Source organism: Microbacterium shimangi (assembly GCF_043556445.1).
Taxonomy (GTDB): domain Bacteria; phylum Actinomycetota; class Actinomycetes; order Actinomycetales; family Microbacteriaceae; genus Microbacterium.
In genome coordinates this window covers 120,726-145,019 of sequence record NZ_JBIGII010000002.1, presented here as the reverse complement: position 1 = coordinate 145,019, position 24,294 = coordinate 120,726, and the positions used below count along the sequence as shown (strand labels likewise).

Below are 24,294 nucleotides of genomic sequence, written 5' to 3'. Positions count from 1 at the left end.
CACGCACGGGACGCCGCCAGCGGGGGTTGCCCGCGGCGTGCATCAGGGTTCGATCGGCCCGAGCCATGCGCTCGCGGCCGTGCCGTGCGCCGACTCCGGATCGGAGGGGTGGAACAAGCCCGCGAGCACATCGCGGTAGAGCCGCGACAACTCGTTCGACGCGAAGAACGACGACCCTCCCGCTACCAGGATCGCCTCGTCGACGACGTGCTTGGCCGACACCACCGCGCGGTGCTTGATCCCGGAGAGCAGCGAGAACCACCGACCGCCGTGGTCGACGCGGTCGTCGACATCGCGCGCGAGCGCCGTCAGCTGCGGCGGCAGGGCCTCGTACTCGAGGGCCATCGCCCCCACCCGCCACCGGATGTCGGGGTCTTGGCTGTAAGCCTTGCCCGTCTTCTTCGATTGGCGGCCGGATGCCGCGCTCACCGCGAGATCGAGGGCACGGCGGGCGATGCCGGTGTAGACCGACGCGATGAGGATCTCGAAGACGCTGAAGATGCCGAAGACGATCGGGTCGGGCTGCGGGCCGGGTTCGACCCGGCGCACCACACGGTCGGCGGGGGCGACAGCACCGTGCAGTTCGGTGGTGCGGCTCTGGGTGCCCCGCATGCCGAGGGTGTCCCAGTCGTCGCGGGTGACGACGGCGTCGCTCCGGGGGACGAAGGCGTAGACCATCTTCGGGCCGTCGGGCGATGTCGTGTCGAGCCCGTGCACCCCCAACTGCGTCCAGACCGGCGACAGCGAGGTGAAGATCTTCGTGCCGGTGAACGCGTACCCGCCGTCGGCGGTGGGCGCCGCATCCGTCCCGCTTCCGAACAGCACCAGATCGTTGCCGGCTTCGCTGATGCCGAAGGCGAAGACCTCACCGGCCGCGGCGCCCTCTTGCACGAAGGCGAGATCGTCGATGCCCCGGTCTTGCAGCACCTTCGCGACGCCGGTCCAGACGAGATGCATGTTGATCGCGAGGGCGGTGGCGGGGGCGGCTCCCGCCAGGCGCTGTTGCAGAACGGATGCTTCGACAAGACCCAGCCCGAGACCCCCGCGGTCGGCGGGGACGAGCATCGAGAGGTAGCCCGCCTCGCGAAGCTCGCGGAGATCGTCTTCGGGGAAGGTGTTGTCGCGGTCGTGCACCGCCGCGCGCTCGCGGATCCGCTCGAGCAGGGCGTCGGGGAGGATACGGGCGGGGTCGAACGTGTCGGTCACCCCTCCATTGTCCGCCCGTGTCGGCGGGCGGCGGCCGCATCTGCGTCATCCTCCGTTCGCGGTGCACCTCCGGCCCCTCCGCTCGGCGGAGGGCATCTGCCTGGGGGAGGGCTGCGCGGCACTATCCGGGCCCTCCGCCCGCCGTATCCCCTCCGCCGAACGGAGGGCGGAGGACGCGCAGCGCGAACGGAGGAGCCTGCGGCGCGCAGGACCGGCAGACTTGGAGCATGATCTCCTCCGAGTCGGCCCTGGCCCTGCGTGAAGCCGGCCTGAAATGGCAGCCACGGTCGGGCGACCGGTTTCAACTCGACGAACCCGAGTTCGACGCCGACGTCTTCACGGTCAGCGAGATGACGATCGAGCCGCGCGCGTACTCGACGGGCACGATCCTCGCCTTCAACGGGACGACGGAGTGGGCGCTCGACTCGGTCGCATTGCAGGATGCGCTCTGGCTGCCCACCGAGGAGCAGCTGCGAGAGATGCTCCGCGGCGGATTCCGGATGCTGCGGCGCCTCGCCGACACATTCGAGGTCGAAGCCGTCATCGGTGCGGAGACCCGGACGTTCCAGCATCCGGAACCGTCCGACGCGTACGCGCTCGCCGTTCTGGAGCATCTGCGCCGGATCGCGTGATGGGCCTCACCCCGACGTTCGTTCCGCCCCGCTGGGCGCGGTGAGGGCGGCGAGGGTCGCGGCCTGACGGCGGGCGTCGAACTCCCGCTCGATGAGCGCGCGCGCGTTGCGGGCGAGCGAGGCCGCGTCGAAACCGGGGGAGAGCGTCGTGTCGATCGCGGCGACCAGATCATCGACTTCGCCCCCGCGGCAGAGCAGGCCCGTCTCGCCGGGGCGGATGATCTCGGGAATCCCGGTGACGTCGGTCGAGATGCAGGGGATGCCCGATGCCATCGCCTCGAGAAGGACGGTGGGGAGACCGTCGGCGTTGCCGTCGGCGGCCACGATGCTCGGTGCGACGAAGACGTCTGCGTCGTGCAGCCTCGCAGCCACATCATCCTGGGTGAGCGGGCCGAGAAGCCGAATCGCGTCGGAGTGCCCCGAGAGCGCGATCTGCTCGGCGAGCTCGTGCTCCCGTTCGCCTGACCCGACGATGTCGAGTGTCACGGCGCCGCCGCGCTCACGCACGCGCCTGACCGCTTCGATCAGCAGAGCGAACCCCTTCTTCTCGACGAGACGCCCGACGGCGAGGAGCCGGAGATCGTCGCTCGCATGAGCACGGAGACGTCGAGGCGCGGAGACGAACAGCTCGAGGTCGATGCCGTTGTACACCCGGTGGATCTTGTGCGCATGGCCGACGTGACGCTCGAGAAACGCCCGGTTGTAGTCGCTGACGGTGACGACGAAAGCGGCGTCTCGCACCTTCTGGGCGATATCGGGCATCGACACGGAGTCGCGGAAGATGTCGACAGCGTGAGCGGTGAAGGAGTAGGGGATGCCGCTGATCAGCGACGCGAGACGTGTCACGGTCGTGGCCGTGCCGGCGAAATGCGCGTGCAGGTGCGTGACACCGCGGCGGCGCGCTGACTCGGCGAGGAGGATCGCCTGCGCGCGGTCGCCGGCATTCCCGGTGGGCAGGTCGGAGCCGTCGCGCCTCGTCGCCGTGTCGACATCGGATCGGCCGGTGGGCGATGGGCGGGGGAGAGGGAGGTACTCGATCGGGGCCCGCAGGGTCTCGGCGGCGGCATGGCGACGCTGATCGTCGGGCGGACGGAGCGAGAACACGGCGAGTTCTTCGCCCTGGGCTTCCCGGGCGTTCAGCTCCGTCACGATGAACGTCTCGGACAAGCGCGGGAACACCTCGATCACGTACCCGATCGTCCCGGCCGCTGCATCCGTCATGGTTCCCCCTTCGCCCGCTCCCACTCTGCCGTGGAAGACGCGTCGGCGTTCACACCCCGATCGCGAGCGAGGCGGTGTACCCGGCCGCGACCGAGCCCGCCATCGTCGCGATCTGGTGGATGCCGACGTCGTCGCTGAAGACCATGTCGCGGCTGAGCGAGGTCTGCGCCTGGTTCCGCACGCTCTGCTCATAGCCGCTCGTGGCGTAGACGAGGTCGTTCGTCTCCTGCGGCAGTGCGATCTGGGAGGTCTTGACGATCGGTCCTGTCGCGACGGCGGTGGCGACGTCGGCGTAGACCTCGAAGTGGATGTGCGGCCAGCGCCCCGAGTAGCAGGCGGGGTAGATCGAGGTGAAGGTCACCGTGCCGTTCGCATCGGTCTCCTGCACCCCGCGCAGGTAGTTCTCGTTCTCGATCCCGCTGCTGTAGAGCGAGTAGGCGCCGGCTCGGTCGCAGTGCCAGAGGTACACGCCGCGGCCCGCGAGGGCGGCTCCGGTCGCCGCATCACGAACGGTGAGTGCGATCGTCAGCGGCACGCCGGGGGCGGTCGCGGTGGACGCGCCGAAGGACGATCGGATGTCTTGCCGGACGATGCCCGAATCGTCGAGCACGTTCACCCCGTTCGAGTCGTCCGCCGGGTACGGGCCGGCGGTCTCGTCGGGGACTTCGTCGAGCGGGGCGGATGCTGCAGCCGTGGCGGTGGCGGTGGCGGTGGCGGTGGCGGTGGCGGTGGGCGTCGCCGTCGCCGAGGCCGTCGCCGACGGGCTGGCTGCGGCATCCGCCGTTCGGGTCGACACCCCGCACGCGGCGAGCAGCGAGGTGAGGGCGACGCCGCCGAAGATGCCGAGCGCGCGGCGACGGTGGATCAGGGTCTGCACGTCGTAGACGAGTCCTCGATGGTCTTCGTCGATCTCTTGGCCGTCGTCGTCTGTCCAGCGCGGGTCGGTCATGGTGGTCTCCTCGTCGTCGGCGTAGGGCGATGACGAAGAGCCAAGACCGATTCGCTATGCGGCCGCTATGCCGATCCTGTGCGGGGGATCAGGTGATCGTCGGAACCGGCTCGGTATCGGCCGCCGGGCTCGCATCCCGCCCGCGCAGGTCGGGGAATCCGCGCACGAAGACGGCGGCAGCGCCGGCGCCGACGACCGCGAACACGGCCGCGGCGACGTAGGCACCCTGGGCGCCCCCGGCGTCGATGAGGAACCCGGCGACGGCGGAGCCCGCCGCCGCTCCGATCAGCTGGCCGGTGCCGACCCACCCGTAGGCCTCCGCGGTCTCGCTGAAGCGCACGCTCGCCGAGGTGATCGCGAAGATGACGGCCAGCGCGGGCGCGATGCCGATTCCGGCGAGGAAGAGCGTGCCGCCCAGCCACCACATGTCGAGCGAGATCATCGTGAGCGACAGGCCGCCCGCGACGATCGCGAGACGGCGCGCCATCGCCCAGGGGCCCATCGGGATGTGCCCGAAGCTGAGGCCTCCGGCGAGGCTGCCGATCGAGAAGATCGCGAGCACGATGCCCGCCTCCGGTCCGCCGTGGCCGAACGTCGCGACGACGCCGGCCTCGACCGCGGAGCAGGCGCCGATCAGGAGGAAGCCCGACACGGTCGCGAGGATCACCGGGGGTTTGGCGAGAACACGGCCGAAGCCGCGACGGCTCCGGGGGATGCGGACGCGACCGACCTCGGGGGAGAGGATGAACCACGAGCCGCCGCCGAGGAGGATCGCCACGATCAGCAGCAGCGCCTCGACCGTGCCGACCTGTGTGGCGACGAACGTGATGACGACCGGTGCGACGATCCAGATGATCTCCTGCAGAGATGCGTCGAGCGAGAAGAGCGGGGTGAGCTGTTTCGAGGTCACCATCTTGGGGTAGATGGTGCGGACGGCTGACTGCACCGGCGGTGTCGCCAACCCCGCGATGAGCCCCAGCGCCATGTAGCCCGGGACGGGGAGGTCGAGCAATGCGAGGGCGGCGATGGTCGCGGCGCAGATGACGAGGGTCAGCGACAGGACGCGACGCATGCCCCACCGGCCCATCCAGCGGCTGGTGACGGGGCCCGCGACGGCTTGGCCGATCGACGTGGCCGCGAGCACCAGGCCGGCAGCGCCGTAGGAGCCCGTGACGTGCTCGATGTGGAGAAGCACGGCGAGGCTGGTCATTCCGTTGGGGAAGCGGGCCGTGAGCTGCGCCGCCATGATGCGCGCCACCCCGCGGGTGCGCAGAAGATCTCCGTAACCAGCCATGACCGCTCTACGCTACCCACTCCGACGCGACACGCCGTCGCGGCGCATTCCACAGGTATCGCGATGTCGGAGGGTCCCCCTAGCGTCTCGCCTGTGGAGGGATGCGGGAGCCCCGCCCGAAAAGCCCGTCGTTCAGGCGTTCTTCAGGTTCGAGATCGACCCCGCGCCTGTGGATGAAACGGTGGACAACATGTGTTGTATCTGTGGAGAGCGGTGCGAAACTACACGAATGTAACTACTACCCCTTGTGGTGGCTTCCGATGTCGGCACCCATATGTAGTATTGAGGTCCCGGCGGAGGTCCACCGGGAACACCAACAGATTTAGAGGGGAGAAACGGTTCTGATGGCTATTACGGTTTACACAAAGCCCTCGTGCGTACAGTGCACGGCGACGTACCGCGCGCTGGATTCCAAGGGCATCGAATACGAGGTTCTCGACCTCTCGCAAGACGCCGGTGCGCTCGAGCAGGTCAAGGCGCTCGGCTACCTCCAGGCTCCCGTCGTCGTCACCGACGAAGACCACTGGTCGGGCTTCCGTCCCGACAAGATCGACGAGCTCGCCTCGCGTCTGGCGTGATCGTGGAGGCCGCGATCGCTGAGCGCAGCGCGGCCGACGCATCCCGCGCCGCGCCGCTCCTGGTGTTCTTCTCGAGCGTGTCGGGCAACACCGCACGTTTCATCGAGAAGCTCGGGGCGCGAGCGGTGCGGATTCCTCTTCTCCCCTCCGAACCCGCGCTCCACGTCGACGAACCGTACGTGCTCGTGACCCCCACTTATGGCGGCGGTCAGGGCCGTGACGTCGAGAAGGGCGCGGTTCCCAAGCAGGTCATCCGGTTTCTGAACGATCAGGGAAACCGCAGCCGCATCCGCGGGGTCATCTCCGCGGGCAACACGAATTTCGGCGAGCACTTCGGGTTCGCCGGTGACGTCATCAGCCGCAAGTGCTCCGTGCCGCACTTGTACCGGGTAGAAGTGTTCGGCACGCCGGAAGACGTCGATCGCGTCAACGAAGGATTGGAACGATGGTGGAAACGGCTCTAAAGGATCTCGATTTCAAGGCGGAAGCGCGCTTCGAGGGTATGGATTACCACGCCCTCAACGCGATGCTGAACCTCTACGACGCGGACGGCAAGATCCAGTTCGACGCCGACAAGCGCGCGGCGCGGGAGTACTTCCTGCAGCACGTGAACCAGAACACCGTCTTCTTCCACTCGTTGAAAGAGCGTCTCGACTACCTCGTCGAGAAGGAGTACTACGAGCCGGCCGTCATCGAGAAGTACTCGCTCGATTTCATCCAGCAGCTCAACGACTTCGCTTACGGCAAGAAGTTCCGCTTCGAGTCGTTCCTCGGCGCGTTCAAGTACTACACGAGCTACACGCTGAAGACCTTCGACGGCAAGCGTTACCTCGAGCGTTTCGAAGACCGTGTCGTCATGACGGGTCTCGGTCTGGCCGACGGCGATGAGAAGCTCGCGATGCAGATCGTCGACGAGATCCTCTCGGGTCGCTTCCAGCCCGCGACCCCCACGTTCCTCAACACGGGCAAGGCGCAGCGCGGCGAGCTCGTGTCGTGCTTCCTGCTGCGCATCGAAGACAACATGGAGTCGATCTCCCGCGGCATCAACTCCGCCCTCCAGTTGTCCAAGCGCGGCGGCGGTGTCGCTCTGCTCCTCTCGAACATCCGCGAGGCGGGTGCGCCGATCAAGCAGATCGAGAACCAGTCCAGCGGCATCATCCCCGTGATGAAGCTCCTCGAAGACAGCTTCAGCTACGCCAATCAGCTCGGTGCCCGCCAGGGCGCGGGTGCGGTGTACCTGAACGCGCACCACCCCGACATCATGCGGTTCCTCGACACCAAGCGCGAGAACGCCGATGAGAAGATCCGCATCAAGACGCTGTCGCTGGGCGTCGTGGTTCCCGACATCACGTTCGAGCTGGCGAAGAACGGCGAAGACATGTACCTCTTCTCGCCGTACGACGTCGAGAAGGTCTACGGCGTTCCGTTCGGCGACATCTCGGTCTCCGAGAAGTACCGCGAGATGGTCGACGACGCGCGCATCAAGAAGACGAAGATCAACGCGCGGGAGTTCTTCCAGACCCTCGCCGAGATCCAGTTCGAGTCGGGCTACCCGTACATCATGTTCGAAGACACGGTGAACAAGGCCAACCCGATCAAGGGCCGGATCAACATGTCGAACCTGTGCTCCGAGATCCTTCAGGTCAACACCCCGACGACCTACAACGAAGATCTGTCGTACAACCAGATCGGTAAAGACATCTCGTGCAACCTCGGCTCGCTCAACATCGCCCTGGCGATGGACGGCGGCAACCTGGGTCTCACGGTGGATACCAGCATCCGCGCCCTCACCGCGGTCAGCGACCAGAGCCACATCCGCTCCGTCCGCTCGATCGAAGACGGTAACGACCGCACCCACGCGATCGGCCTCGGACAGATGAACCTCCACGGCTACCTGGCGCGCGAGCACGTGCACTACGGCTCCGAAGAGGGCATCGACTTCACGAACATCTACTTCTACACGGTGCTCTTCCACGCGCTGCAGGCATCGAACCGCATCGCGATCGAGCGCAGCCAGGCCTTCGAGGGCTTCGAAGACTCGACGTACGCGTCGGGGTCTTTCTTCGACAAGTACCTCGAGCAGCAGTGGGTGCCCAAGACGCAGCGGGTCGCCGAGCTTTTCGCCGGCCACCACATCCCCACGCAGGGTGACTGGGCCGAGCTCAAGGCATCGATCCAGAAGCACGGCATCTACAACCAGAACCTGCAGGCTGTGCCGCCGACCGGTTCGATCTCGTACATCAACAACTCCACGAGCTCGATCCACCCGATCGCCTCGAAGGTCGAGATCCGCAAGGAAGGCAAGCTCGGCCGCGTCTACTACCCGGCGCCGTTCATGACGAACGACAACCTGGAGTTCTACCAGGACGCCTACGAGATCGGCTACGAGAAGGTCATCGACACCTACGCCGCGGCGACGCAGCACGTCGACCAGGGTCTGTCTCTGACGCTGTTCTTCAAAGACACCGCCACCACGCGCGACATCAACAAAGCGCAGATCTACGCGTGGCGCCAGGGCATCAAGACGATCTACTACATCCGCCTCCGTCAGATGGCGCTCGAGGGCACCGAGGTCGACGGTTGCGTCTCATGCATGCTGTGACCCTTCGACAGGCTCACGGACCGGCAGGTCCGGCGCCAATTAAGGAACAACCATGACTCCTCCTCAACCGCTCAAGCTGCTCTCGCACGTCGAGGCGATCAACTGGAACCGCATCCAGGACGACAAAGACCTCGAGGTCTGGAACCGTCTGGTGAACAACTTCTGGCTGCCCGAGAAGGTGCCGCTGTCGAACGACATCCAGTCGTGGAACACGCTGACCCCCGACGAGCAGACCCTCACGATGCGCGTGTTCACGGGCCTGACCCTGCTCGACACCATCCAGGGCACGGTCGGCGCCGTCTCGCTCATCCCCGACGCGATCACACCTCACGAAGAGGCCGTGTACACGAACATCGCGTTCATGGAGTCGGTGCACGCCAAGAGCTACTCGTCGATCTTCTCGACGCTGTGCTCGACGACCGAGATCGACGAGGCGTTCCGCTGGTCGGTCGAGAATCCGAACCTTCAGAAGAAGGCTCAGATCGTCATGGAGTACTACCGCGGCGACTCACCCCTCAAGCGCAAGGTCGCCTCGACCCTGCTCGAGTCGTTCCTGTTCTACTCGGGCTTCTACCTGCCGATGCACTGGTCGTCGAAGGCGAAGCTGACGAACACCGCCGACATCATCCGGCTCATCATCCGCGACGAGGCCGTGCACGGGTATTACATCGGGTACAAGTTTCAGAAGGGTCTCGAGAAGGTCACGCAGGCCGAGCGCGACGACATCAAGGACTACACGTTCTCGCTGCTGTACGAGCTCTACGACAACGAGATCCAGTACACGCAAGACCTTTACGACAGCGTCGGTCTCACCGAAGACGTCAAGAAGTTCTTGCACTACAACGCGAACAAGGCGCTGATGAACCTGGGCTACGAGGCCATGTTCCCGGCGACCGTGACGAACGTGAACCCGTCGATCCTGTCGGCCCTGTCGCCGAACTCCGACGAGAACCACGACTTCTTCAGCGGTTCGGGCTCGTCGTACGTCATCGGCAAGGCCGAGGCGACAGAAGACGACGACTGGGACTTCTGAGTCGAAGCGAACAAACCAAGGGGCGGATGCTGCGGCATCCGCCCCTTCGTGTGTCCTGCGCCGCTTCGTTCAGTCGGTGGGGTCGCTTGCGGCGTCGCCCGCGGGCTCGCCGTCGGCGGGCGGCACGACGGGGATCTCGATCCAGGCCACCCCCGGGGGCGTGTCCCCGAGAATGCCGGCGGCGACGGGGGGATCGTCGAGCAGGTCAGCCTCGGTGCGTTCACGCAACGGCTCGGAGGGGAGCCCCGCCCACTCGGTCGGGTCTTCGGGTTTTGACGCGAACAGTCCCATGGCTCAATTGTGCGCCTCGGGCCGTCGCCCGGCGATACCGGTCAGGGTTTGGCGAGCTGGGCGCGCACGTAGGCGACCAAGGCGTTGGCATGACCGTGGCCGAGTTGGTGGTCGTCTTTGAGCCAGGTCACGACCTCCATGTGCGGCTTTCCCGCATCGAGTTGCTCGACGATCAGGTCGAGCCAGTCCTGGATCGGGCGACCATACGTCTTCTCGATGCTCGGGAAGTACGACGCCGGTCCCTTCGGCTTGTCGCCGGGAACCAAGACGGGGGCGCTGACACGGCTGCTCATGCGCTCAGCGTAGGGCCGACCGCGGGGAGCGCGCAGCATCCCCTCTATCCGTCGTCGGCCGCCCGCCATAGTCTGGCCGCATGGACCCGGAACTGTTCGAGCTCTTCGCCTTCGCGTTCCTCGTTATCGGCACGTTCAGCCTGCTGATGTTCGTCGGAATCGCGGCCGCCCGCCGACGCTGATCTCTCGACGGTTGCCGCATCGGGCGGCGGGGCGGGCGCCGGTTTCGTAGGCTGGACGCTCCCCGTCCCGACCGAGGAGAGACGTGTTCCGCACGCCGCTGTCGCTTTTCCGCACGCTCGCCGTCGCCGAGATGATCTCGTGGACACTGCTGATCGGAGGGTTGATCGTCCGCGGTGTTTTCGACTGGCCGCTCGCCGTGACCATCGGTGGGGCCGTCCACGGGTTCGTCTTCCTCGCCTACGGGGCGACTGCCGTCATCGTCGCGCTGCACCAGCGGTGGCAGATCGGCGTCGCCCTTCTCGCCGTCGCCAGCGCGGTCGTTCCCTACGCGACGCTGCCGACGGAGCTGTGGCTGCAGCGGTCGGGTCGCCTGGCCGGCGATTGGCGCCTCACCGAGACGGACGACCCCCGCGATCGGCGCCCCGTCGACCGGGCGCTGCGCTTCTTCCTGCGTCGGGCACCGCTCTTCGTCGGGCTGCTCGTCGTCGCCGTCGTCGCGCTCTACGTCGTGCTGCTGGTGGCGGGCCCGCCCGGGCGCTGACGCCCCCTAGGGCTGTGCGTGTCCCATTTTCCGCAACGAATCGGCCGGTTCCTGGCGGAATTCGGGACATGGCCGGGAGCGTGTCCCATTTTCCGCAACGATCGGGCCGATTCCTTGCGGAATTCGGGACATGCACGCGAGAAAGGCCGGGGTGAAGTCACCCGGCACGCCGAAGAGGCGCAGACCACCCGATTCCGCCGGCCTATCGCGAAGGCGGGCGGCGACGGTGGAGGTCAGCGGTGCGAAGCGCTCCCGCTGAAGTGGAACGGGATCGCCAGCGAGGCCGCGACGCACAGAATGCCGACGATGAACACCAGCGCCTGAATCGGGACGATCGAGAACGAGATGCCGATCAGGAAGATGCCGCCGAGCAGCAGGATCAAAGCGATGATGTACATGGGTGGTGCCTCCTCTTCCCAGGTTACCGTGCGCGGATGCTTCATCGGAGCCCGCGAGCACGAAGCATCCGCGTCTCCGTCCGGTGACCCGCTCGACATGTCCGAGGGCCAGGATGGGTAGCGTGACGACGATTCCGCTGATTCCGACCGGAGCTCCGCGCCCCTCCCCGACGCCGCACAAGAAGAAGCTGCGCGGCGGCGACCGTCTCTCGGCCACCCTCATGCTCGTCGGCGTCGTGATCGCCATGGTGTGGGCGAACCTCCCCGGTGAGAGCTACCACCAGTTCTGGGATCTGCCGCTCGGGGCATCGCTCGGCGACGCCTCGTGGACGTTCAGCCTGCACGCTCTCGTGAACGAGGGCTTCATGGCGCTCTTCTTCTTCTTGGTCGGCCTCGAGGTGAAGCGCGAGCTGACGATCGGCGAGCTCACCGATCGCTCCCGTGCCGTCGTTCCGATCGCCGCCGCTGTCGCGGGTCTCGTGGTGCCCGCGGGGGTGTTCATCCTGTTCAACCTCGGGGACGGCGAATTCGACGCGTGGGGCGTCGTGATCTCGTCCGACACCGCGTTCCTTCTCGGCGCGCTCGCCTTGATCGGCCCGAAGTTCTCTTCGCGCCTGCGCACCTTCCTCCTGACCCTCGCCGTCGTCGACGACATCGGCGCGCTGCTGGTGATCGGCCTCTTCTACAACAGCGGCCTGAGCCTGCCCCCGTTCGTGATCGCGGTCGTGCTGATGGTTCTCATCGCGCTCGTGCGGTTCCTCCCGGTCGGCCGCGGTTTCGCCTACGGCGCCCTCGGAGCTGCCCTGTTCGTCGCTGTCTACCTCGCGGGGGTGCACCCGACCCTTGCCGGTGTGGCCGTCGCACTGTTGATCCCCGTCTTCCCGCCCCGGCGCAACGACGTGGAGCGGTCGGTCGAACTCACCCAGGCGTTCCGCGAGTCGCCGAACTCGGCATACGCGGCGGCGGTGACGCGGAGCCTGCGCGAATCCATCTCGATCAACGAACGCATCGACACCGGCCTCCGCCCGTACATCTCCTACGGCGTGCTGCCGGTCTTCGCGCTCGCCAACGCCGGAGTGCACATCGACGGTGAGACGCTCCGCGACGCTCTGATGTCGCCCGTCGCGTGGGGCATCGTCGCGGGTCTCGTCCTCGGCAAATTCTTCGGCATCACCGTGGCCACCTGGCTGGTGGGAGTCGTCGGACGCGGTCAGCTCGCGCCAGGGCTGAGCCTCCACAGGGTCGCCGGCGGTGCGGCGCTCTCGGGCATCGGGTTCACGATCTCGCTCTTCCTCGTCCCGATCGCGATCAGCGATCCTCACACGCAAGACCTCGCGCGCGTCGCGGTGCTCGCGGCATCGGTCATCGCCTTCTTCCTCGGGTGGGCGATCTTGACCGTCGGTGACCGGATCAGCCCGCCCCGCCCCGTCGGATTCAAGCTCGCGCGTCCCGTCGACCCGCAGCGCGACCACATCAGGGGCTCGATGGACGCGCCCTACGAGATCGTGGAGTACGGCGACTTCGAGTGCCCGTTCTGCAGCCGGGCGACCGGCTCGGTCGACGCCGTCCGCGAGCGTTTCGGCGACGACATCCGGTGGGTCTGGCGTCACCTGCCGCTCGATCAGCCGCACCCGCACGCGCAAGAGGCCGCGCAGGCGGCCGAGGCCGCCGCGCTGCAGGGGAAGTTCTTCGAGATGGCGGGCAAGCTGTTCGCCCACCAGCGCAACCTCGAGCGCGATGACCTATTCCGCTACGCCGAGATGCTGGGCCTCGACCCCGAGCGCTTCGCCGACGACTTCGGCTCGGCGAAGGTCGCGCACCACATTCAGGATGACCGGCTCGACGCCGAGATCATGGATCTGAACACGACGCCGACGTTCTTCCTGAACGGGCGGCGCCACATCGGGCCCTACGACTCCGCGAGCCTCATCCGGGGCTTGGAGAACGGCCCGGCCAAGGGCGCGGAGACCCCGGCCACGGGCTCGGCGAGCTAGCGCGGGGACGCGACCGCGGCCTCGCCGTCGATAGGTGAGCGGGCGAGCAGCGACTGGGCCAACATCGTCGACCCCGCGACGGCGGCCGGCATGACGGCGACGGCTCCGAGCGGCACGAGGAAGCACAACTGCGTCGCCACGCCGAAGCCGAGCGCCTCGCCTCGGTGCGCGCGCAACAACCGGCGCCGGCGTGCGGCGTCGACGCCGCGGGCGGTCAGCGCGCGAGACGTGAGTTCGTCGGTCAGGAGCCACCCGGTGAGCACGATGCCGAGCACCGCGCCGGCCGCGCTTCCGACGACGGGAACGAATCCGACGACGCCCGAGAGGAGGGCGACGCCGATGCCGCGAGCGATGAGCCAGACCGTATCGGCGAGGGCGCGCGCGAAACCGTAGGGCACGTCGGGCACGCCCCCCGTCGCGTCTTCGACCGATCGCCAGATGCGGTCGTAGAACGGCTCGCCGATGAGCAGCGTCAAGGCCGTGAACGAGACGACCGCGATGACGAGGGCGGCGCCCAACGTCGCCGCACCGACCGCGAAACGCACGACGTTCGCCCAGACGCTCGGCCATTCGTCGGCGAACGGTGTCAGGGCTGTCGCGATGGAGGGGACGAACACGGCGAGAGTGATCACGCCGGCGAGGAGGACGGCCCCCACGATCAGCGCGGGGACAAGCCCGGCGGCCATGACCCCGGGCCGTCGCCGCCACCAGCCGAAACCCTGCGCGAGCATGCGGACTCCCGCGGCGAACTGCGTCATGCGCTCAGCCTAGGCGCGCGGCCCACCTCGCCTGCGGTCGCGTCGCCGCCCAGGGTTACGTGGCGGCGCGCTCGGGCAGTTGCTGGAGCGTCCACGTGTTCCCGTCGGGGTCGTCGAACGTCACGAACCGCCCCCAGGCCTGCTCGTCGACGCCGAGCGCGTCGACACCCACGGCGCGCAGATCGCTCAGTGCACGGTCGGCGTCGGGGACGACGACCTGGATCGTGTTCTGCTTCCCGGGTTCGAGGTCGATGCCGAGACCCGTGCCGAAGGCGATCGAGCACGCGGAGCCGGGCGGCGTGAGTTGGACGAACCTCAGCTCGTCGTCGACCTGCTGATCATGGTCGGCATGGAAACCGATGCGCTCGTAGAACTCCTTCGCGCGATCGATGTCGGTGACGGGTACGAAGATGAGCTCGATCTTCCAGTCCATGCTCTGGCGCCTTCCTGTCGATGAGGCCAGCCTAGGAAGGGGTGCAGACATCACCCGGGCGGCGGAGAACCACCGACGACTCCCACGCAACGCGAACGAACGGACACACGCATGCGCCTGCGATCGACGTCGACGCAACGCACCTACCGGTACGTGCGTCTCTCGCTCGTCGGCGTCATCGCCTTCCTCGCCGTTTCCCTCACGGTCGAGATCGTGACGGGCGGCCCGTTGGCCTCGGTCAGCGCCGCCTTCTACACGCCGGCCCGCGATGTTCTCGTCGGGTCGCTCTGCGCGGTCGCTCTGGCCCTCCTCGTGCTGTCGGGACGCAGTGTCGAGCAGATGCTCCTCGACGTCGCCGCGCTTCTCGCGCCCGTCATCGCGTTCGTGCCCACCCCGGTCGCACCCGCTGACATCGCCGCGGGGTGCGCCGGCGGTAGCTCGTGCGTCCCCGAGCAGTTTCTGCCGGGCATCGCCAACAGCCTGATCTCGCTCGGCATCGTGGCCGTCGTCGGCATCGCCACCGTGTCGATCGTCGCCCTCGCCCGGGGAACCTTCGACCGCGCGATGATCGTCTCGGTCGCGGCAGCGGGCGTCGTCGTCGCAGCGCTGGGCGGATGGTGGATGCTGTCGCCCTCGACGTTCCTGCTCGGTGCGCACAACGCGGCGGCAGTCGTCTTCTTCACGCTCATCGCCCTGGTCGCCGCGCTCGCCGCAGGGCAACCGGCCGGCAGCGACTCCCGCCGCACCCGGCTACGGGTCGCGTACGGGGTGATCGCCGCGGGGATCGCTCTCGCCCTCGCCCTGGTGATCGGCGTCGTGGTCGCCGGGGCCGAACCGGCTGTGCCGTTGTTCTTCATCGGCGAAGCGGCCGCCCTGTTGCTCTTCGCGGTCTTCTGGGTCGTGCAGACGATCGAGTTCTGGAACGATGTCGATCCCCGCGCGCGGGTCGCCGCGGAACCTTCTGCGGCTTAGCGGTCGTACGCCGAGGCGCTCCGGACCGACGCCGTCACGGTGAACTTCTTGTTGCGGGCGATCTGGCGGGTGGGTCCGACGATCCGCTCGAGGGCGGGGCGGTAGAGCAACGCGGAGTTCCAGACCGTCCACAGTTCGCCGCCGCGCCGGAGCGCCCGGGCAGCGTCTTCGAACAGCCGCGGGGCCGCGCCCTCGTGCACGACGGCTCCGACGTGGAACGGGGGGTTGAGGGCGATGAACGACGCGCTGCCGTCGGCGAGTGAAGACAAGGCGTCGTCCCGCACCACCGTGACGAGCTCGGCGACGCCGTTCGCCTCGGCCGTGGCCCGGGCTGAGATCACGGCGGCGGACGATTGGTCGGACGCGTACGCGTGCAGGCCCCGTCGGGCGAGGATCGTGGCGACGACGCCCGAACCGCACGCCATGTCGATGACCGGGTCATCGGCGGTGCCGCCGCCGGCGAAGGTCTCGGGGAGGCTGTCGAGAAGGAACCGCGTGCCCAGGTCGATGGAGGTACCCGCGAAGACCCCGCCCAGCGCGCAGACGGTGAGTCCGTCGTGCGTGGCACGGCGGGGTTGCGGATCGCGCCCGTTGCGAGGACCGCGAGCGATGAGCACGCGGGATTTCTGCCGCGCGTGCGTGACGTCGACGACGTCGAAGTAGCGACGCAGCACATCGTTCATCGCCACGGTCATGTGCTTGATCCGCCCGCCCGCGAACACCTGCACACCGGGTGCCGCATGCTGCGCGATCAGAGCGGCGACATCGTCGAGTTCGTCGAGCGATCGCGGCAGGCGGAGGAGGACGACCTCCGCGCCGCTGAGCACCTCGGCGTCGAGCGGCATCGAACGGAAGCCGTCGACGGTCACGCCCTCGGCGGCGAGCCGCTCGGCGTTGGCGGCGAGCGCGCGCTCGCCCGTGAGCGCGTCTTGGTGCACGCGGATGCCGCGCGCGCCGTCAGAGGCCGCGGCCAGCGTCAAAGCCCCGTAGCCGTCGCCGAGGACGACGAGCGCACCGTCGGCCAGCCCGGCGCGGGCATCGGCCGACTCATCGAGCAGGAGGCGGTCGGCCGCGTCCGCGGCCTGCAGGTCGGGCGCCTCGACATCGGGCCAGCGGCGGAGGGTGTCAAGGGGGAAGGTCACCCCGCTACGGTAGTCGGCTCCCGTGGGCGTCACCTGAGGGGCATGCGGGAATACATCCGGAGCGTTCCGGTTGAAGTTGATACAGCGTCACTCAACTACGTAAAGTCGAGTTGAGTCGCACAGGCTCACTTCACCCAGGAGACACAGGGACATGCCCGAAGACTTCACACCCCAGAACGACGACGGCGCGAGCTCGTTCGACGAGTTCCTCGCGCGCTACCTCGCCGGCGAGCAGGCGCGAGCCGAACGCTCGATAGACCTCAGCCGCTTCCTCAGTTCGCGCACCCAAGACGCGCTCCGGCTCGCCGGACGTTTCGCCCTCGAGCGCGGACAGCGCGAACTCGACGCGCTGCACGTGCTCCGGATCCTCGTCGACCAGTCGCCGGCGAACGAGGCCGTGCAGCGCATCGGCGCCGATCCGCGCGCGATCGCCCAGGCAGCCGAGGGTCGGCTGCCGGCAGCATCCGCCCCCGCCGACGTCGACGGGGCCGTCGTCACCACCTCGGTGCAGCGCGCCCTGTTCCTGGCGTACCAGGTCGCTCGGTCGGCCGGCTCGACCTACGTCGACCCCGAGCACCTCTTCTTCGCGCTCGTGCTGGCCCAGGACGCCCCCGCCGGGCAGATCCTCGCCCAAGCGGGTGTCACGGCCGAGGCACTGACCCAGGCCGTCCGTGAAACCGTCAGCCCGACCGGCGCGCCCTCATCGGCGCAGCCTGGCGCTGCGGCATCCGAGACTCCCATGCTCGACCGCTTCGGCACCGACCTCACCGCCCGCGCGGCGGCGGGCAACCTCGATCCGGTGATCGGACGCAGCGACGAGATCGAGCAGACCATCGAGATCCTCAGCCGACGCACCAAGAACAACCCGGTTCTCGTCGGCGAGGCGGGCGTCGGCAAGACGGCCGTCGTCGAGGGGCTCGCCTCGGCGATCGTCGCGGGTTCGGTGCCCGAGCAGCTGCGCGGCAAGCGGGTCATCGCGCTCGATCTTCCGGCGATGCTGGCGGGCACTCGCTACCGCGGCGACTTCGAAGAGCGTCTGACCCAGACGATGGACGAAGTCTCGGCGCAGAACGGCGAACTCATCGTTTTCATCGACGAGGTGCATACGGTCGTCGGCGCCGGCGGTGCAGGCGACGGCGGCATGGACGCTGGCAACATACTCAAGCCGCGACTCGCGCGCGGCGACCTGCACCTGGTCGGCGCCACGACCCTGCGGGAGTATCGCACGATCGAGAAAGACCCGGCGCTCGAACGTCGCTTCCAGCCGGTGCGGGTCGGAGAGCCCTCCGTCGAAGACGCCGTGCTCATCCTTCGCGGCCTCCGTTCGGCCTACGAACAGCACCACGGCGTCACCTACACCGACGATGCCCTCCGCGCGGCCGTCGAGCTGTCGGATCGGTACGTGACCGACCGCGTCCTGCCGGACAAGGCCATCGACCTCATCGATCAGGCCGGCGCGCGGTTGCGGCTGCGACTCGGTCTGAAGGTCGACATCACGGGGCTGATCGAGAACCTCGCCACGCTCGAGGCCGACAAGAACGCGGCGGTTTCCAGCGAGCACTACGAGGAGGCCTCTCGCATCCGCGACGAGATCGCCGCGGTGCAGAAGAAGCTGGATGCTGCGACGGCGGGCCCTTCGACGGGCTCAGGGACCGGGGTGACAGGCTCAGGGACCGGGGCGACGGTCGTCGGCGAACCCGAGATCGCGGCGGTCATCAGCCGTGCCACCGGTATTCCGGTCAGCCGGCTCACCGAGGGCGAGCGGGAGCGTCTCGCGACGCTCGAGGAGGAGCTGCACGGCCGCGTGATCGGGCAGGACGCCGCCGTGGCGTCGGTCTCCACCGCCGTGCGACGCAACCGCACGGGTATGGGCGACGCGAATCGTCCGGTCGGATCGTTCCTCTTCCTCGGGCCCACCGGCGTCGGCAAGACCGAGCTCGCCAAGGCGCTCGCGGCATCGCTGTTCGACGATGACGGGGCCGTGATCCGGTTCGACATGAGCGAGTTCGGCGAGCGCCACACGGTGTCGCGTCTCGTCGGTTCCCCTCCCGGATACGTCGGCTACGACGAGGCCGGTCAGCTCACCGAGCGGGTGCGTCGCAACCCGTACTCGATCGTGCTGTTCGACGAGATCGAGAAGGCGCACCCCGACGTGTTCAACCTGCTGCTGCAGGTGCTCGACGACGGACGCCTCACCGACGGCCAGGGCAGGACGGTCGACTTCCGCAACACGGTCGTCATCATGACCTCGAACATCGGCAGCGAGTTCCTCGCGTCGCGCGCCGGGGCCATCGGTTTCATCGCCGACGGCGGCGGCGCCACGGGGTTCGGGTCGGAGAGCGACCTGCGCGTCCGCGTGATGGGACGTCTGCGCGAGGCAATGCGGCCGGAGTTCTTGAACCGCATCGACGACATCGTACTGTTCCGCAAGCTCGACCAGCCGCAGCTGCGCCAGATCGTCCGGCTGATGCTGGGCGCGACCGAGAAACGTCTCGCAAAGCGCGAGGTGACGATCGAGGTCTCGGAGTCGGCGATCGACTGGCTCGCCGAGCACGGGTACGAGCCTGAATACGGCGCGCGGCCGCTCCGCCGGCTGATCCAACGCGAGATCGACGATCGCGTCGCCGACCTGTTCGTCTCCGGCGCGGTCACCGACGGGGGAGCGGTGGCGGTGACCGCCGTCGACGGCGCCCTGGTCGTGCGCTCCGTCGCTCACATCGCCCAGGCGGCCTGACCCGCGAGACCGCATGTGCGTGGCGAGACCCCGGCTCACGACCGGGGTCTCGCCGTCGACGTGCGGTCTCGCGGTGGTCGGGCGGTGCTGGCAGAGTGAGACCATGACCGGACGAGTTTCGATAGGGGTCGCCGGCGCGCTTGGCCCCGAAGCCATCGCCCGCCTGGCGCCGGCCGTCGAGGCCGCGGGGTTCGCGGGGCTGTGGGTCAACGACACACCCGATGGCGACGCCCTGGTGGCGCTCGCCGCGGCCGCGGCGGTGACCGACCGCTTGATTCTCGCTACGGGTGTCATCCCCGTCGACCGGCGTCCGGCTGAAGACGTGGCGCGTGAGGTCGTCGACCTCGAGCTTCCGCAGGAGCGTCTCGTTCTCGGTATCGGCTCGGGAGTGCAGCCCAAAGGCGCGCTGGCCCGCGTGGGCGATGCCGTCGATCTGCTCCGTGGCGCCCTCGGCGCGCGCGTGATGGTCGGCGCGCTCGGACCCAAGATGCGCCACCTCGGCGCCGAACGGGCCGACGGGGTGCTGCTGAACTGGGTGCCCCCGGGCATCGCCGCAACTCAAGCGGGGGCGCTCCATGCAGCATCCGCCGACACCCATGTCGCCGTGTACGTGCGAACCGCCGTGGACCCCGCCGCGTCGGCCCGGCTCGACGTCGAGACGGCGCGGTACGCCTCGTACCCGAACTACGCCGCGAACTTCGCGCGCATGGGAGTCGCGGCCCCCGCAACCACCTTCCGCGACGAGCCGGCGCTCGTCGACGGCCTGCCCGACTACCGCTCGGCGGTCGACGAGGTCGTCCTGCGCGCGATCACCGCAGACGACAGCATCGGGGCGATGCTGGCGTTCATAGCGCGCGCCGCACCGGTCGTCCAGGGGTCGTAGGCGACCCGGGTCAATCGGTCGGGACTGGCTAGGCTCGCGACATGCAACAGCGAATTCTCGGACGCACCGGCCGCACGATCTCGGCCATCGGTCTCGGCACCTGGCAGCTCGGCGCCGACTGGGGCGACGTCGACGAGAGCAGCGCGTTCGACGTGTTGCGTGCCTCCGTCGACGCGGGGGTCACCTTCTTCGACACCGCCGACGTGTACGGCGACGGGCGGAGCGAGCAGTTCATCGGCCGTTTCCTGGCGCAGCATCCTGACCTCGAGATCACCGTCGCGACCAAGATGGGCCGCCGCGGCCCGCAAGACCCGGCTCAGTTCACGCTCGACAACTTCCGCGCCTGGACCGATCGCTCGCGTGAGAATCTGGGCGTCGACACACTCGATCTCGTGCAGTTGCACTGCCCGCCGACGCCGGTCTTCTCCTCCGATGCCGTGTACGACGCGCTCGACACCCTGGTCGCCGAACAGCGCATCGCGAACTACGGCGTCAGCGTCGAGACCTGCGACGAAGCCCTCGCCGCGATCGCGCGGCCGGGCACCGCGAGTGTGCAGATCATCGTCAACGCCTTCCGCCTCAAGCCGCTCGACGAGGTGCTCCCGGCCGCCGCGGCTGCCGGAGTCGGCATCATCGTGCGGGTGCCCCTGGCATCGGGGCTCCTGAGCGGCAAGTACACGGCGGAGACCACCTTCCCGGCGTCGGATCACCGCAACTACAACCGCGACGGCAGCGCGTTCGACGTCGGCGAGACCTTCGCGGGGGTCGACTTCGAGACCGGCGTCCGCGCCGCTCAGGAGTTCGCCGCGCTCGTGCCCGAGGGCGTCACTCCTGCCGCCGCAGCCCTCTCGTGGGTCTCGAACCTCGACGGCGTGTCGACCGTGATCCCCGGCGCCCGCAACCGTGCGCAGGCGGAGGGCAATGCCGCCGCCGGATCGGTCGAGCTGCCCGCCGAGTTCGACGCCGGCGTTCACGACATCTACGACCGGTTCTTCCGCGAGGCCGTGCACCCGCGCTGGTGATCCGCACCGAACCCACGACGGCCATGAGCGAATCGATCGTCGTGCGACGCCTGCGCACCGGAGCCCGGTGGTCGCTCGCCGTGCTCCTCGTCGGCGCGGGCGTATCCCATCTGACGTGGGGTCGGCGCGGGTACCGGATCGTCGTGCCCGAGTGGGCGACACGGATGCTGCGCACCGACGAAGACGCGATCGTCGTCGCTTCCGGCGCGGTCGAGGGTCTGCTCGGAGCGGCCCTGTGGGTGCTGCCGCGCGAGCGGAGTCGCATCGGCGGCATGATCGCCGCATTCTTCATCGCCGTATTCCCGGGCAATGTGCATCACTGGCAGAGCGGCCGTCCCGTCCCCGGCATGCGCACCGACCGGGCCCGGTTCTGGCGGCTCTTCCTGCAACCCGTCCTCGTCGCGTGGGCGGTGTGGGCCACGAGGCCCGACGGGATGCGGCGATGACCCGGCGTGCGGTGGTGGCGGGCGGCAGCGGTTTCATCGGCGAGGCCGTCATCGCCTGGCTGCGAGATGAGGGCTACTCCCTGACACGCGTCGGGCGTCGAGGGCCCGATGTCTCGTGGGATGACACCCCGGGGCTTCGGCGCGCGGTCGACGGCGCGGAGCTGCTGGTCAACCTGGCCGGGAAGAGCGTCGCCTGCCGTTACACCGATGCGAACCGCGACGAGATCCTGCGCTCACGGGTGGAGACGACCCGGGCTCTGCGTGAAGCCGTGGCCGCTGCGGCCTCGCCGCCGGCGATCTGGATGAACGCGAGCACGGCGACGATCTACCGGTATGCGCTCGACCACCCGCAGACCGACTCGGGGGGCGACCTCGGCGCGGGGTTCTCTGTCGATGTCGCCCGCGCGTGGGAGGCCGAACTGTTCGACGGCGACCTGCCGGGCACCCGGCGCGTCGCCCTGCGCATGGCGATCGTGCTCGGCGACGGGCCGGCTACGTCGATGCTGCTGCGCCTGGCTCGGCTCGGACTCGGCGGCCCCCAGTACGACGGACCCTGGCTTCCTCACCGGCGTTACCGCGGCATCGGCAATAACCCGACCGGCGACGGCCGGGCTCCGTGGCACCGTTCGCGCGGTCGCCAGCGTTTCAGCTGGATCCACATCGACGACGTCGTGGCGGCCATGCGGTTCATCCGCGACACGCCCACGTTCTCCGGCACGGTGAACCTCTCCTCTCCGAACCCGACCGACAACCGCACCCTCATGGCGACGCTGCGTCGTGCGGTGGGCGCCCCGATCGGTCTGCCCGCGGGCCGTTTCATCCTCGAGCCGGCGATGTGGGCATTGCGCGTCGAATCCGAGCTGCTGCTCAAGAGTCGCTGGGTCGTGCCGGAACGTCTCCTGCACGAGGGCTTCGTCTTCCACTACCCCGAGCTCGAACCGGCCGTGCGCGAGATCGCCTCGCGCTGACCGCTCGTGCGGAGGTCGCGCGGTCGTTTCGTGCGGACGCGGTGCATAAGTGGACCGCGCGAGCATCTTTAGGCCGCGCGAGCCGAGAAATTGGACCGCGCGAGCATCTTCGGGCCGCGCGAGCCGACGAATCGGTCGTTCCACATTCGAGGGAGGCTCCCGCACCGGTGTCGGGGGTCCGTGTGAGAATTCGAGGATGCTGCTCGCCGACCTCGTCACGACCCTCGACAGGGTCACGGCGACCCGATCCCGACTGGCGAAGACCGAGGCCCTGGCGAGTCTGCTCGCGTCGGCCGAACCCGTCGAGATCGCGCCCGCCGTGGGGCTGTTGACGGCGGCGCTTCGGCAGGGGCGGCTCGGAGTGGGGTGGCGGTCGCTGGCAGGTCTGACCGTCACGCACGCCGCCGAGCCCTCGCTCTCGATCGGCGACGTCGACGAGGCCTTCACCGCCCTCGCGGCCGTCGGAGGCGCGGGCTCCGCCGCCGAGCGCACGCGCACGCTCGAGGCGCTCGCGGAGCGGTCGACGGCGGTCGAGTGGAACTACCTCACCCGGGCGATGCTGGGGGAGCTGCGCACCGGTGCGCTCGAAGGAATCCTGCTCGATGCGATCGCCCGCGCCTCCGGGCGCGACCCGGTCATCGTGCGCCGCGCCGCCATGCTCTCGGGCGACACCGGCGAGACCGCCCGCACCGCCCTGACCGAACCGCCGGCGGCCTTGGCCGACGTCGGCCTCGTCGTCGGTCGGCCCGTGATGCCGATGCTGGCGGCGACGGCGGCGACGGTGCGCGACGCTCTCGCCGAGTTCGGAACGGCTTCGATCGAGTACAAGCTCGACGGGGCCCGCATCCAGGTGCACCGGCGGGGCGATGACGTGCACGTCTACACGCGCTCTCTCGCCGAGGTGACGCACCGGGTGCCCGAGATCGTCGACGTCGTGCGTGGTCTCCCCGCGACCGACGTGATCCTCGACGGCGAGACCCTCGCGCTCGACGAGTCGGGCGCACCTCGCCCGTTTCAAGAGACCATGGCCCGCTTCGGGGCAGACCTCGCGCGCGAGGTCGCGCTGCGGCCGCGGTTCTTCGACATCCTCCACGTCGACGGGCGCGATCTGCTCGACGAGCCGCAGTCGGTGAGAGCGGCCGAGCTCACCCGCGTGGTCGGTGAACTCCGCATTCCCTCCCTCGTCACCGACGTCGCCGACGACGCCGAGACGTTCGCCCGCAGTGCGCTCGAAGCGGGTCACGAGGGAGTCATGGTGAAGGCCACCGATGCGCCCTACATGGCAGGCCGCCGCGGAAAGACCTGGCTGAAGGTGAAGCCGGTGCACACCTTCGACCTGGTCGTGCTGGGCGTCGAACACGGCTCGGGCCGCCGGGCCGGCTGGCTCTCGAACCTCCACCTCGGTGCGCTCGACCCCGAGGGCGAGTTCACCGAGCCCGGTGGCTTCGTGATGGTGGGCAAGACCTTCAAGGGGCTCACCGACGAGCTCCTCCGTTGGCAGACCGAACATTTTCCAACGATCGAGACCGCGCAGACCCCTTACGGTCTCACGGTCGCTCCGGTCACCGTCGTCGAGATCGCGATCGACGGTGTGCAGCGCTCGACGAGATACCCCGGCGGCGTCGCGCTGCGGTTCGCCCGGGTGAAGGCCTACCGTTCCGACAAGCGTGCGGCAGACGCCGACACGATTCAGGCGTTGCGACGGATGCTGCGCGACTGAG

Annotated in this window: 24 protein-coding genes; 14 read left to right on the top strand and 10 right to left on the bottom strand. The window is 68.6% G+C overall.

Annotated features, from left to right (window positions below):
* Nucleotides 1-42: 42 nt before the first annotated feature.
* Nucleotides 43-1,206: an acyl-CoA dehydrogenase family protein gene (locus ACFXQA_RS01190; RefSeq protein WP_394517960.1), complete on the bottom strand. Its 1,164-nt coding sequence runs from the start codon at nucleotides 1,204-1,206 to the stop codon at nucleotides 43-45.
* Nucleotides 1,207-1,433: 227 nt separating this feature from the next.
* Here ACFXQA_RS01190 and ACFXQA_RS01185 point away from each other — a divergent pair, with 227 nt between their 5' ends.
* Nucleotides 1,434-1,838, top strand: coding sequence for a pilus assembly protein CpaE (locus ACFXQA_RS01185; RefSeq protein ID WP_394517959.1), 405 nt, complete (start codon nucleotides 1,434-1,436; stop codon nucleotides 1,836-1,838).
* Between the two features lie 6 nt (nucleotides 1,839-1,844).
* On the opposite strand, the gene ACFXQA_RS01180 is transcribed toward ACFXQA_RS01185, so the two are convergent.
* From ACFXQA_RS01180 to ACFXQA_RS01170, 3 genes are all read right to left on the bottom strand, one after another.
* Entirely contained in the window at nucleotides 1,845-3,059 is a 1,215-nt protein-coding gene (locus ACFXQA_RS01180; RefSeq protein ID WP_394517958.1) for a glycosyltransferase family 4 protein, read from the bottom strand.
* A 49-nt stretch (nucleotides 3,060-3,108) separates the two neighbouring features.
* Nucleotides 3,109-4,008, bottom strand: coding sequence for an intradiol ring-cleavage dioxygenase (locus ACFXQA_RS01175; RefSeq protein WP_394517957.1), 900 nt, complete (start codon nucleotides 4,006-4,008; stop codon nucleotides 3,109-3,111).
* Between the two features lie 88 nt (nucleotides 4,009-4,096).
* Nucleotides 4,097-5,302 carry an MFS transporter gene (locus ACFXQA_RS01170; RefSeq protein WP_394517956.1) on the bottom strand — a complete coding sequence of 402 codons (1,206 nt, stop codon included), beginning with the start codon at nucleotides 5,300-5,302 and terminating at the stop codon, nucleotides 4,097-4,099.
* Nucleotides 5,303-5,646: 344 nt separating this feature from the next.
* Here ACFXQA_RS01170 and nrdH point away from each other — a divergent pair, with 344 nt between their 5' ends.
* From nrdH to nrdF, 4 genes are read left to right on the top strand one after another with little or no spacing between them, the layout of a single operon-like run.
* Nucleotides 5,647-5,880: a glutaredoxin-like protein NrdH gene (nrdH, locus tag ACFXQA_RS01165; RefSeq protein ID WP_394517955.1), complete on the top strand. Its 234-nt coding sequence runs from the start codon at nucleotides 5,647-5,649 to the stop codon at nucleotides 5,878-5,880.
* Nucleotides 5,880-6,344, top strand: a complete 465-nt coding sequence (gene nrdI / locus ACFXQA_RS01160) for a class Ib ribonucleoside-diphosphate reductase assembly flavoprotein NrdI (RefSeq protein WP_394518063.1) — start codon at nucleotides 5,880-5,882, stop codon at nucleotides 6,342-6,344. Before nrdH ends, nrdI begins: the two co-directional genes overlap by 1 nt.
* Nucleotides 6,326-8,482: a class 1b ribonucleoside-diphosphate reductase subunit alpha gene (gene nrdE / locus ACFXQA_RS01155; RefSeq protein WP_394517954.1), complete on the top strand. Its 2,157-nt coding sequence runs from the start codon at nucleotides 6,326-6,328 to the stop codon at nucleotides 8,480-8,482. The genes nrdI and nrdE overlap by 19 nt, the downstream gene beginning before the upstream one ends.
* A 52-nt stretch (nucleotides 8,483-8,534) precedes the next feature.
* Nucleotides 8,535-9,515, top strand: a complete 981-nt coding sequence (nrdF, locus tag ACFXQA_RS01150; RefSeq protein WP_394517953.1) for a class 1b ribonucleoside-diphosphate reductase subunit beta — start codon at nucleotides 8,535-8,537, stop codon at nucleotides 9,513-9,515.
* A 69-nt stretch (nucleotides 9,516-9,584) separates the two neighbouring features.
* On the opposite strand, the gene ACFXQA_RS01145 is transcribed toward nrdF, so the two are convergent.
* Nucleotides 9,585-9,806, bottom strand: a complete 222-nt coding sequence (locus tag ACFXQA_RS01145; RefSeq protein ID WP_394517952.1) for a hypothetical protein — start codon at nucleotides 9,804-9,806, stop codon at nucleotides 9,585-9,587.
* A 41-nt stretch (nucleotides 9,807-9,847) separates the two neighbouring features.
* Entirely contained in the window at nucleotides 9,848-10,099 is a 252-nt protein-coding gene (locus tag ACFXQA_RS01140) for a DUF4287 domain-containing protein (RefSeq protein WP_394517951.1), read from the bottom strand.
* Between the two features lie 265 nt (nucleotides 10,100-10,364).
* Here ACFXQA_RS01140 and ACFXQA_RS01135 point away from each other — a divergent pair, with 265 nt between their 5' ends.
* Nucleotides 10,365-10,823, top strand: a complete 459-nt coding sequence (locus ACFXQA_RS01135; RefSeq protein WP_394517950.1) for a DUF3817 domain-containing protein — start codon at nucleotides 10,365-10,367, stop codon at nucleotides 10,821-10,823.
* Nucleotides 10,824-11,056: 233 nt separating this feature from the next.
* Here the strand turns inward: ACFXQA_RS01135 and ACFXQA_RS01130 are convergent, their stop codons facing one another.
* Nucleotides 11,057-11,221 (bottom strand): hypothetical protein, encoded by a 165-nt coding sequence (locus ACFXQA_RS01130; RefSeq protein ID WP_394517949.1) that lies wholly within the window; start codon nucleotides 11,219-11,221, stop codon nucleotides 11,057-11,059.
* Nucleotides 11,222-11,343: 122 nt separating this feature from the next.
* Here ACFXQA_RS01130 and nhaA point away from each other — a divergent pair, with 122 nt between their 5' ends.
* Entirely contained in the window at nucleotides 11,344-13,215 is a 1,872-nt protein-coding gene (nhaA, locus tag ACFXQA_RS01125) for a Na+/H+ antiporter NhaA (protein WP_394517948.1), read from the top strand.
* Here the strand turns inward: nhaA and ACFXQA_RS01120 are convergent.
* Together ACFXQA_RS01120 and ACFXQA_RS01115 are read right to left on the bottom strand one after the other, a co-directional pair.
* Nucleotides 13,212-13,973 carry an EI24 domain-containing protein gene (locus ACFXQA_RS01120; RefSeq protein ID WP_394517947.1) on the bottom strand — a complete coding sequence of 254 codons (762 nt, stop codon included), beginning with the start codon at nucleotides 13,971-13,973 and terminating at the stop codon, nucleotides 13,212-13,214. The two genes, nhaA and ACFXQA_RS01120, sit on opposite strands and share 4 nt — an antisense overlap.
* 55 nt (nucleotides 13,974-14,028) lie before the next feature.
* Nucleotides 14,029-14,406, bottom strand: coding sequence for a VOC family protein (locus tag ACFXQA_RS01115; protein WP_394517946.1), 378 nt, complete (start codon nucleotides 14,404-14,406; stop codon nucleotides 14,029-14,031).
* A 111-nt stretch (nucleotides 14,407-14,517) separates the two neighbouring features.
* Here ACFXQA_RS01115 and ACFXQA_RS01110 point away from each other — a divergent pair, with 111 nt between their 5' ends.
* Nucleotides 14,518-15,378, top strand: a complete 861-nt coding sequence (locus ACFXQA_RS01110; protein WP_394517945.1) for a hypothetical protein — start codon at nucleotides 14,518-14,520, stop codon at nucleotides 15,376-15,378.
* On the opposite strand, the gene ACFXQA_RS01105 is transcribed toward ACFXQA_RS01110, so the two are convergent.
* On the bottom strand, nucleotides 15,375-16,520 hold the full coding sequence (locus ACFXQA_RS01105) for a class I SAM-dependent methyltransferase (protein ID WP_394517944.1): 1,146 nt from the start codon (nucleotides 16,518-16,520) through the stop codon (nucleotides 15,375-15,377). The genes ACFXQA_RS01110 and ACFXQA_RS01105 overlap by 4 nt on opposite strands.
* 151 nt (nucleotides 16,521-16,671) lie before the next feature.
* Between ACFXQA_RS01105 and ACFXQA_RS01100 the strand changes: the two genes are divergently transcribed.
* The 6 genes from ACFXQA_RS01100 (at nucleotide 16,672) to ACFXQA_RS01075 (ending at nucleotide 24,293) form a co-directional block, all read left to right on the top strand.
* Complete coding sequence (locus tag ACFXQA_RS01100; RefSeq protein ID WP_394517943.1) at nucleotides 16,672-19,254, top strand: ATP-dependent Clp protease ATP-binding subunit; 2,583 nt, start codon at nucleotides 16,672-16,674, stop codon at nucleotides 19,252-19,254.
* Nucleotides 19,255-19,357: 103 nt separating this feature from the next.
* Nucleotides 19,358-20,137, top strand: coding sequence for an LLM class flavin-dependent oxidoreductase (locus ACFXQA_RS01095; RefSeq protein ID WP_394517942.1), 780 nt, complete (start codon nucleotides 19,358-19,360; stop codon nucleotides 20,135-20,137).
* Between the two features lie 41 nt (nucleotides 20,138-20,178).
* Nucleotides 20,179-21,159, top strand: coding sequence for an aldo/keto reductase (locus tag ACFXQA_RS01090; protein WP_394517941.1), 981 nt, complete (start codon nucleotides 20,179-20,181; stop codon nucleotides 21,157-21,159).
* Nucleotides 21,160-21,182: 23 nt separating this feature from the next.
* The gene (locus ACFXQA_RS01085) at nucleotides 21,183-21,605 is read left to right on the top strand and encodes a DoxX family protein (RefSeq protein WP_394517940.1); all 423 of its coding nucleotides are present in this window, start codon (nucleotides 21,183-21,185) and stop codon (nucleotides 21,603-21,605) included.
* On the top strand, nucleotides 21,602-22,573 hold the full coding sequence (locus ACFXQA_RS01080; protein ID WP_394517939.1) for an epimerase: 972 nt from the start codon (nucleotides 21,602-21,604) through the stop codon (nucleotides 22,571-22,573). The genes ACFXQA_RS01085 and ACFXQA_RS01080 overlap by 4 nt, the downstream gene beginning before the upstream one ends.
* Before the next feature lie 196 nt (nucleotides 22,574-22,769).
* Complete coding sequence (locus ACFXQA_RS01075; protein ID WP_394517938.1) at nucleotides 22,770-24,293, top strand: ATP-dependent DNA ligase; 1,524 nt, start codon at nucleotides 22,770-22,772, stop codon at nucleotides 24,291-24,293.
* Nucleotide 24,294: the final 1 nt, after the last annotated feature.

Excerpts from the sequence above, each read along its gene's own strand:
- ACFXQA_RS01185 (WP_394517959.1), top strand. The coding sequence starts at position 1,434 with ATGATCTCCTCCGAGTCGGCCCTGGCCCTGCGTGAAGCCGGCCTGAAA.
- ACFXQA_RS01180 (WP_394517958.1), bottom strand. The coding sequence starts at position 3,059 with ATGACGGATGCAGCGGCCGGGACGATCGGGTACGTGATCGAGGTGTTC.
- ACFXQA_RS01175 (WP_394517957.1), bottom strand. The coding sequence starts at position 4,008 with ATGACCGACCCGCGCTGGACAGACGACGACGGCCAAGAGATCGACGAA.
- ACFXQA_RS01170 (WP_394517956.1), bottom strand. The coding sequence starts at position 5,302 with ATGGCTGGTTACGGAGATCTTCTGCGCACCCGCGGGGTGGCGCGCATC.
- nrdH (WP_394517955.1), top strand. The coding sequence starts at position 5,647 with ATGGCTATTACGGTTTACACAAAGCCCTCGTGCGTACAGTGCACGGCG.
- nrdE (WP_394517954.1), top strand. The coding sequence starts at position 6,326 with ATGGTGGAAACGGCTCTAAAGGATCTCGATTTCAAGGCGGAAGCGCGC.
- nrdF (WP_394517953.1), top strand. The coding sequence starts at position 8,535 with ATGACTCCTCCTCAACCGCTCAAGCTGCTCTCGCACGTCGAGGCGATC.
- ACFXQA_RS01145 (WP_394517952.1), bottom strand. The coding sequence starts at position 9,806 with ATGGGACTGTTCGCGTCAAAACCCGAAGACCCGACCGAGTGGGCGGGG.
- ACFXQA_RS01140 (WP_394517951.1), bottom strand. The coding sequence starts at position 10,099 with ATGAGCAGCCGTGTCAGCGCCCCCGTCTTGGTTCCCGGCGACAAGCCG.
- ACFXQA_RS01130 (WP_394517949.1), bottom strand. The coding sequence starts at position 11,221 with ATGTACATCATCGCTTTGATCCTGCTGCTCGGCGGCATCTTCCTGATC.
- ACFXQA_RS01120 (WP_394517947.1), bottom strand. The coding sequence starts at position 13,973 with ATGACGCAGTTCGCCGCGGGAGTCCGCATGCTCGCGCAGGGTTTCGGC.
- ACFXQA_RS01115 (WP_394517946.1), bottom strand. The coding sequence starts at position 14,406 with ATGGACTGGAAGATCGAGCTCATCTTCGTACCCGTCACCGACATCGAT.
- ACFXQA_RS01110 (WP_394517945.1), top strand. The coding sequence starts at position 14,518 with ATGCGCCTGCGATCGACGTCGACGCAACGCACCTACCGGTACGTGCGT.
- ACFXQA_RS01100 (WP_394517943.1), top strand. The coding sequence starts at position 16,672 with ATGCCCGAAGACTTCACACCCCAGAACGACGACGGCGCGAGCTCGTTC.
- ACFXQA_RS01095 (WP_394517942.1), top strand. The coding sequence starts at position 19,358 with ATGACCGGACGAGTTTCGATAGGGGTCGCCGGCGCGCTTGGCCCCGAA.
- ACFXQA_RS01090 (WP_394517941.1), top strand. The coding sequence starts at position 20,179 with ATGCAACAGCGAATTCTCGGACGCACCGGCCGCACGATCTCGGCCATC.
- ACFXQA_RS01085 (WP_394517940.1), top strand. The coding sequence starts at position 21,183 with ATGAGCGAATCGATCGTCGTGCGACGCCTGCGCACCGGAGCCCGGTGG.
- ACFXQA_RS01080 (WP_394517939.1), top strand. The coding sequence starts at position 21,602 with ATGACCCGGCGTGCGGTGGTGGCGGGCGGCAGCGGTTTCATCGGCGAG.
- ACFXQA_RS01075 (WP_394517938.1), top strand. The coding sequence starts at position 22,770 with ATGCTGCTCGCCGACCTCGTCACGACCCTCGACAGGGTCACGGCGACC.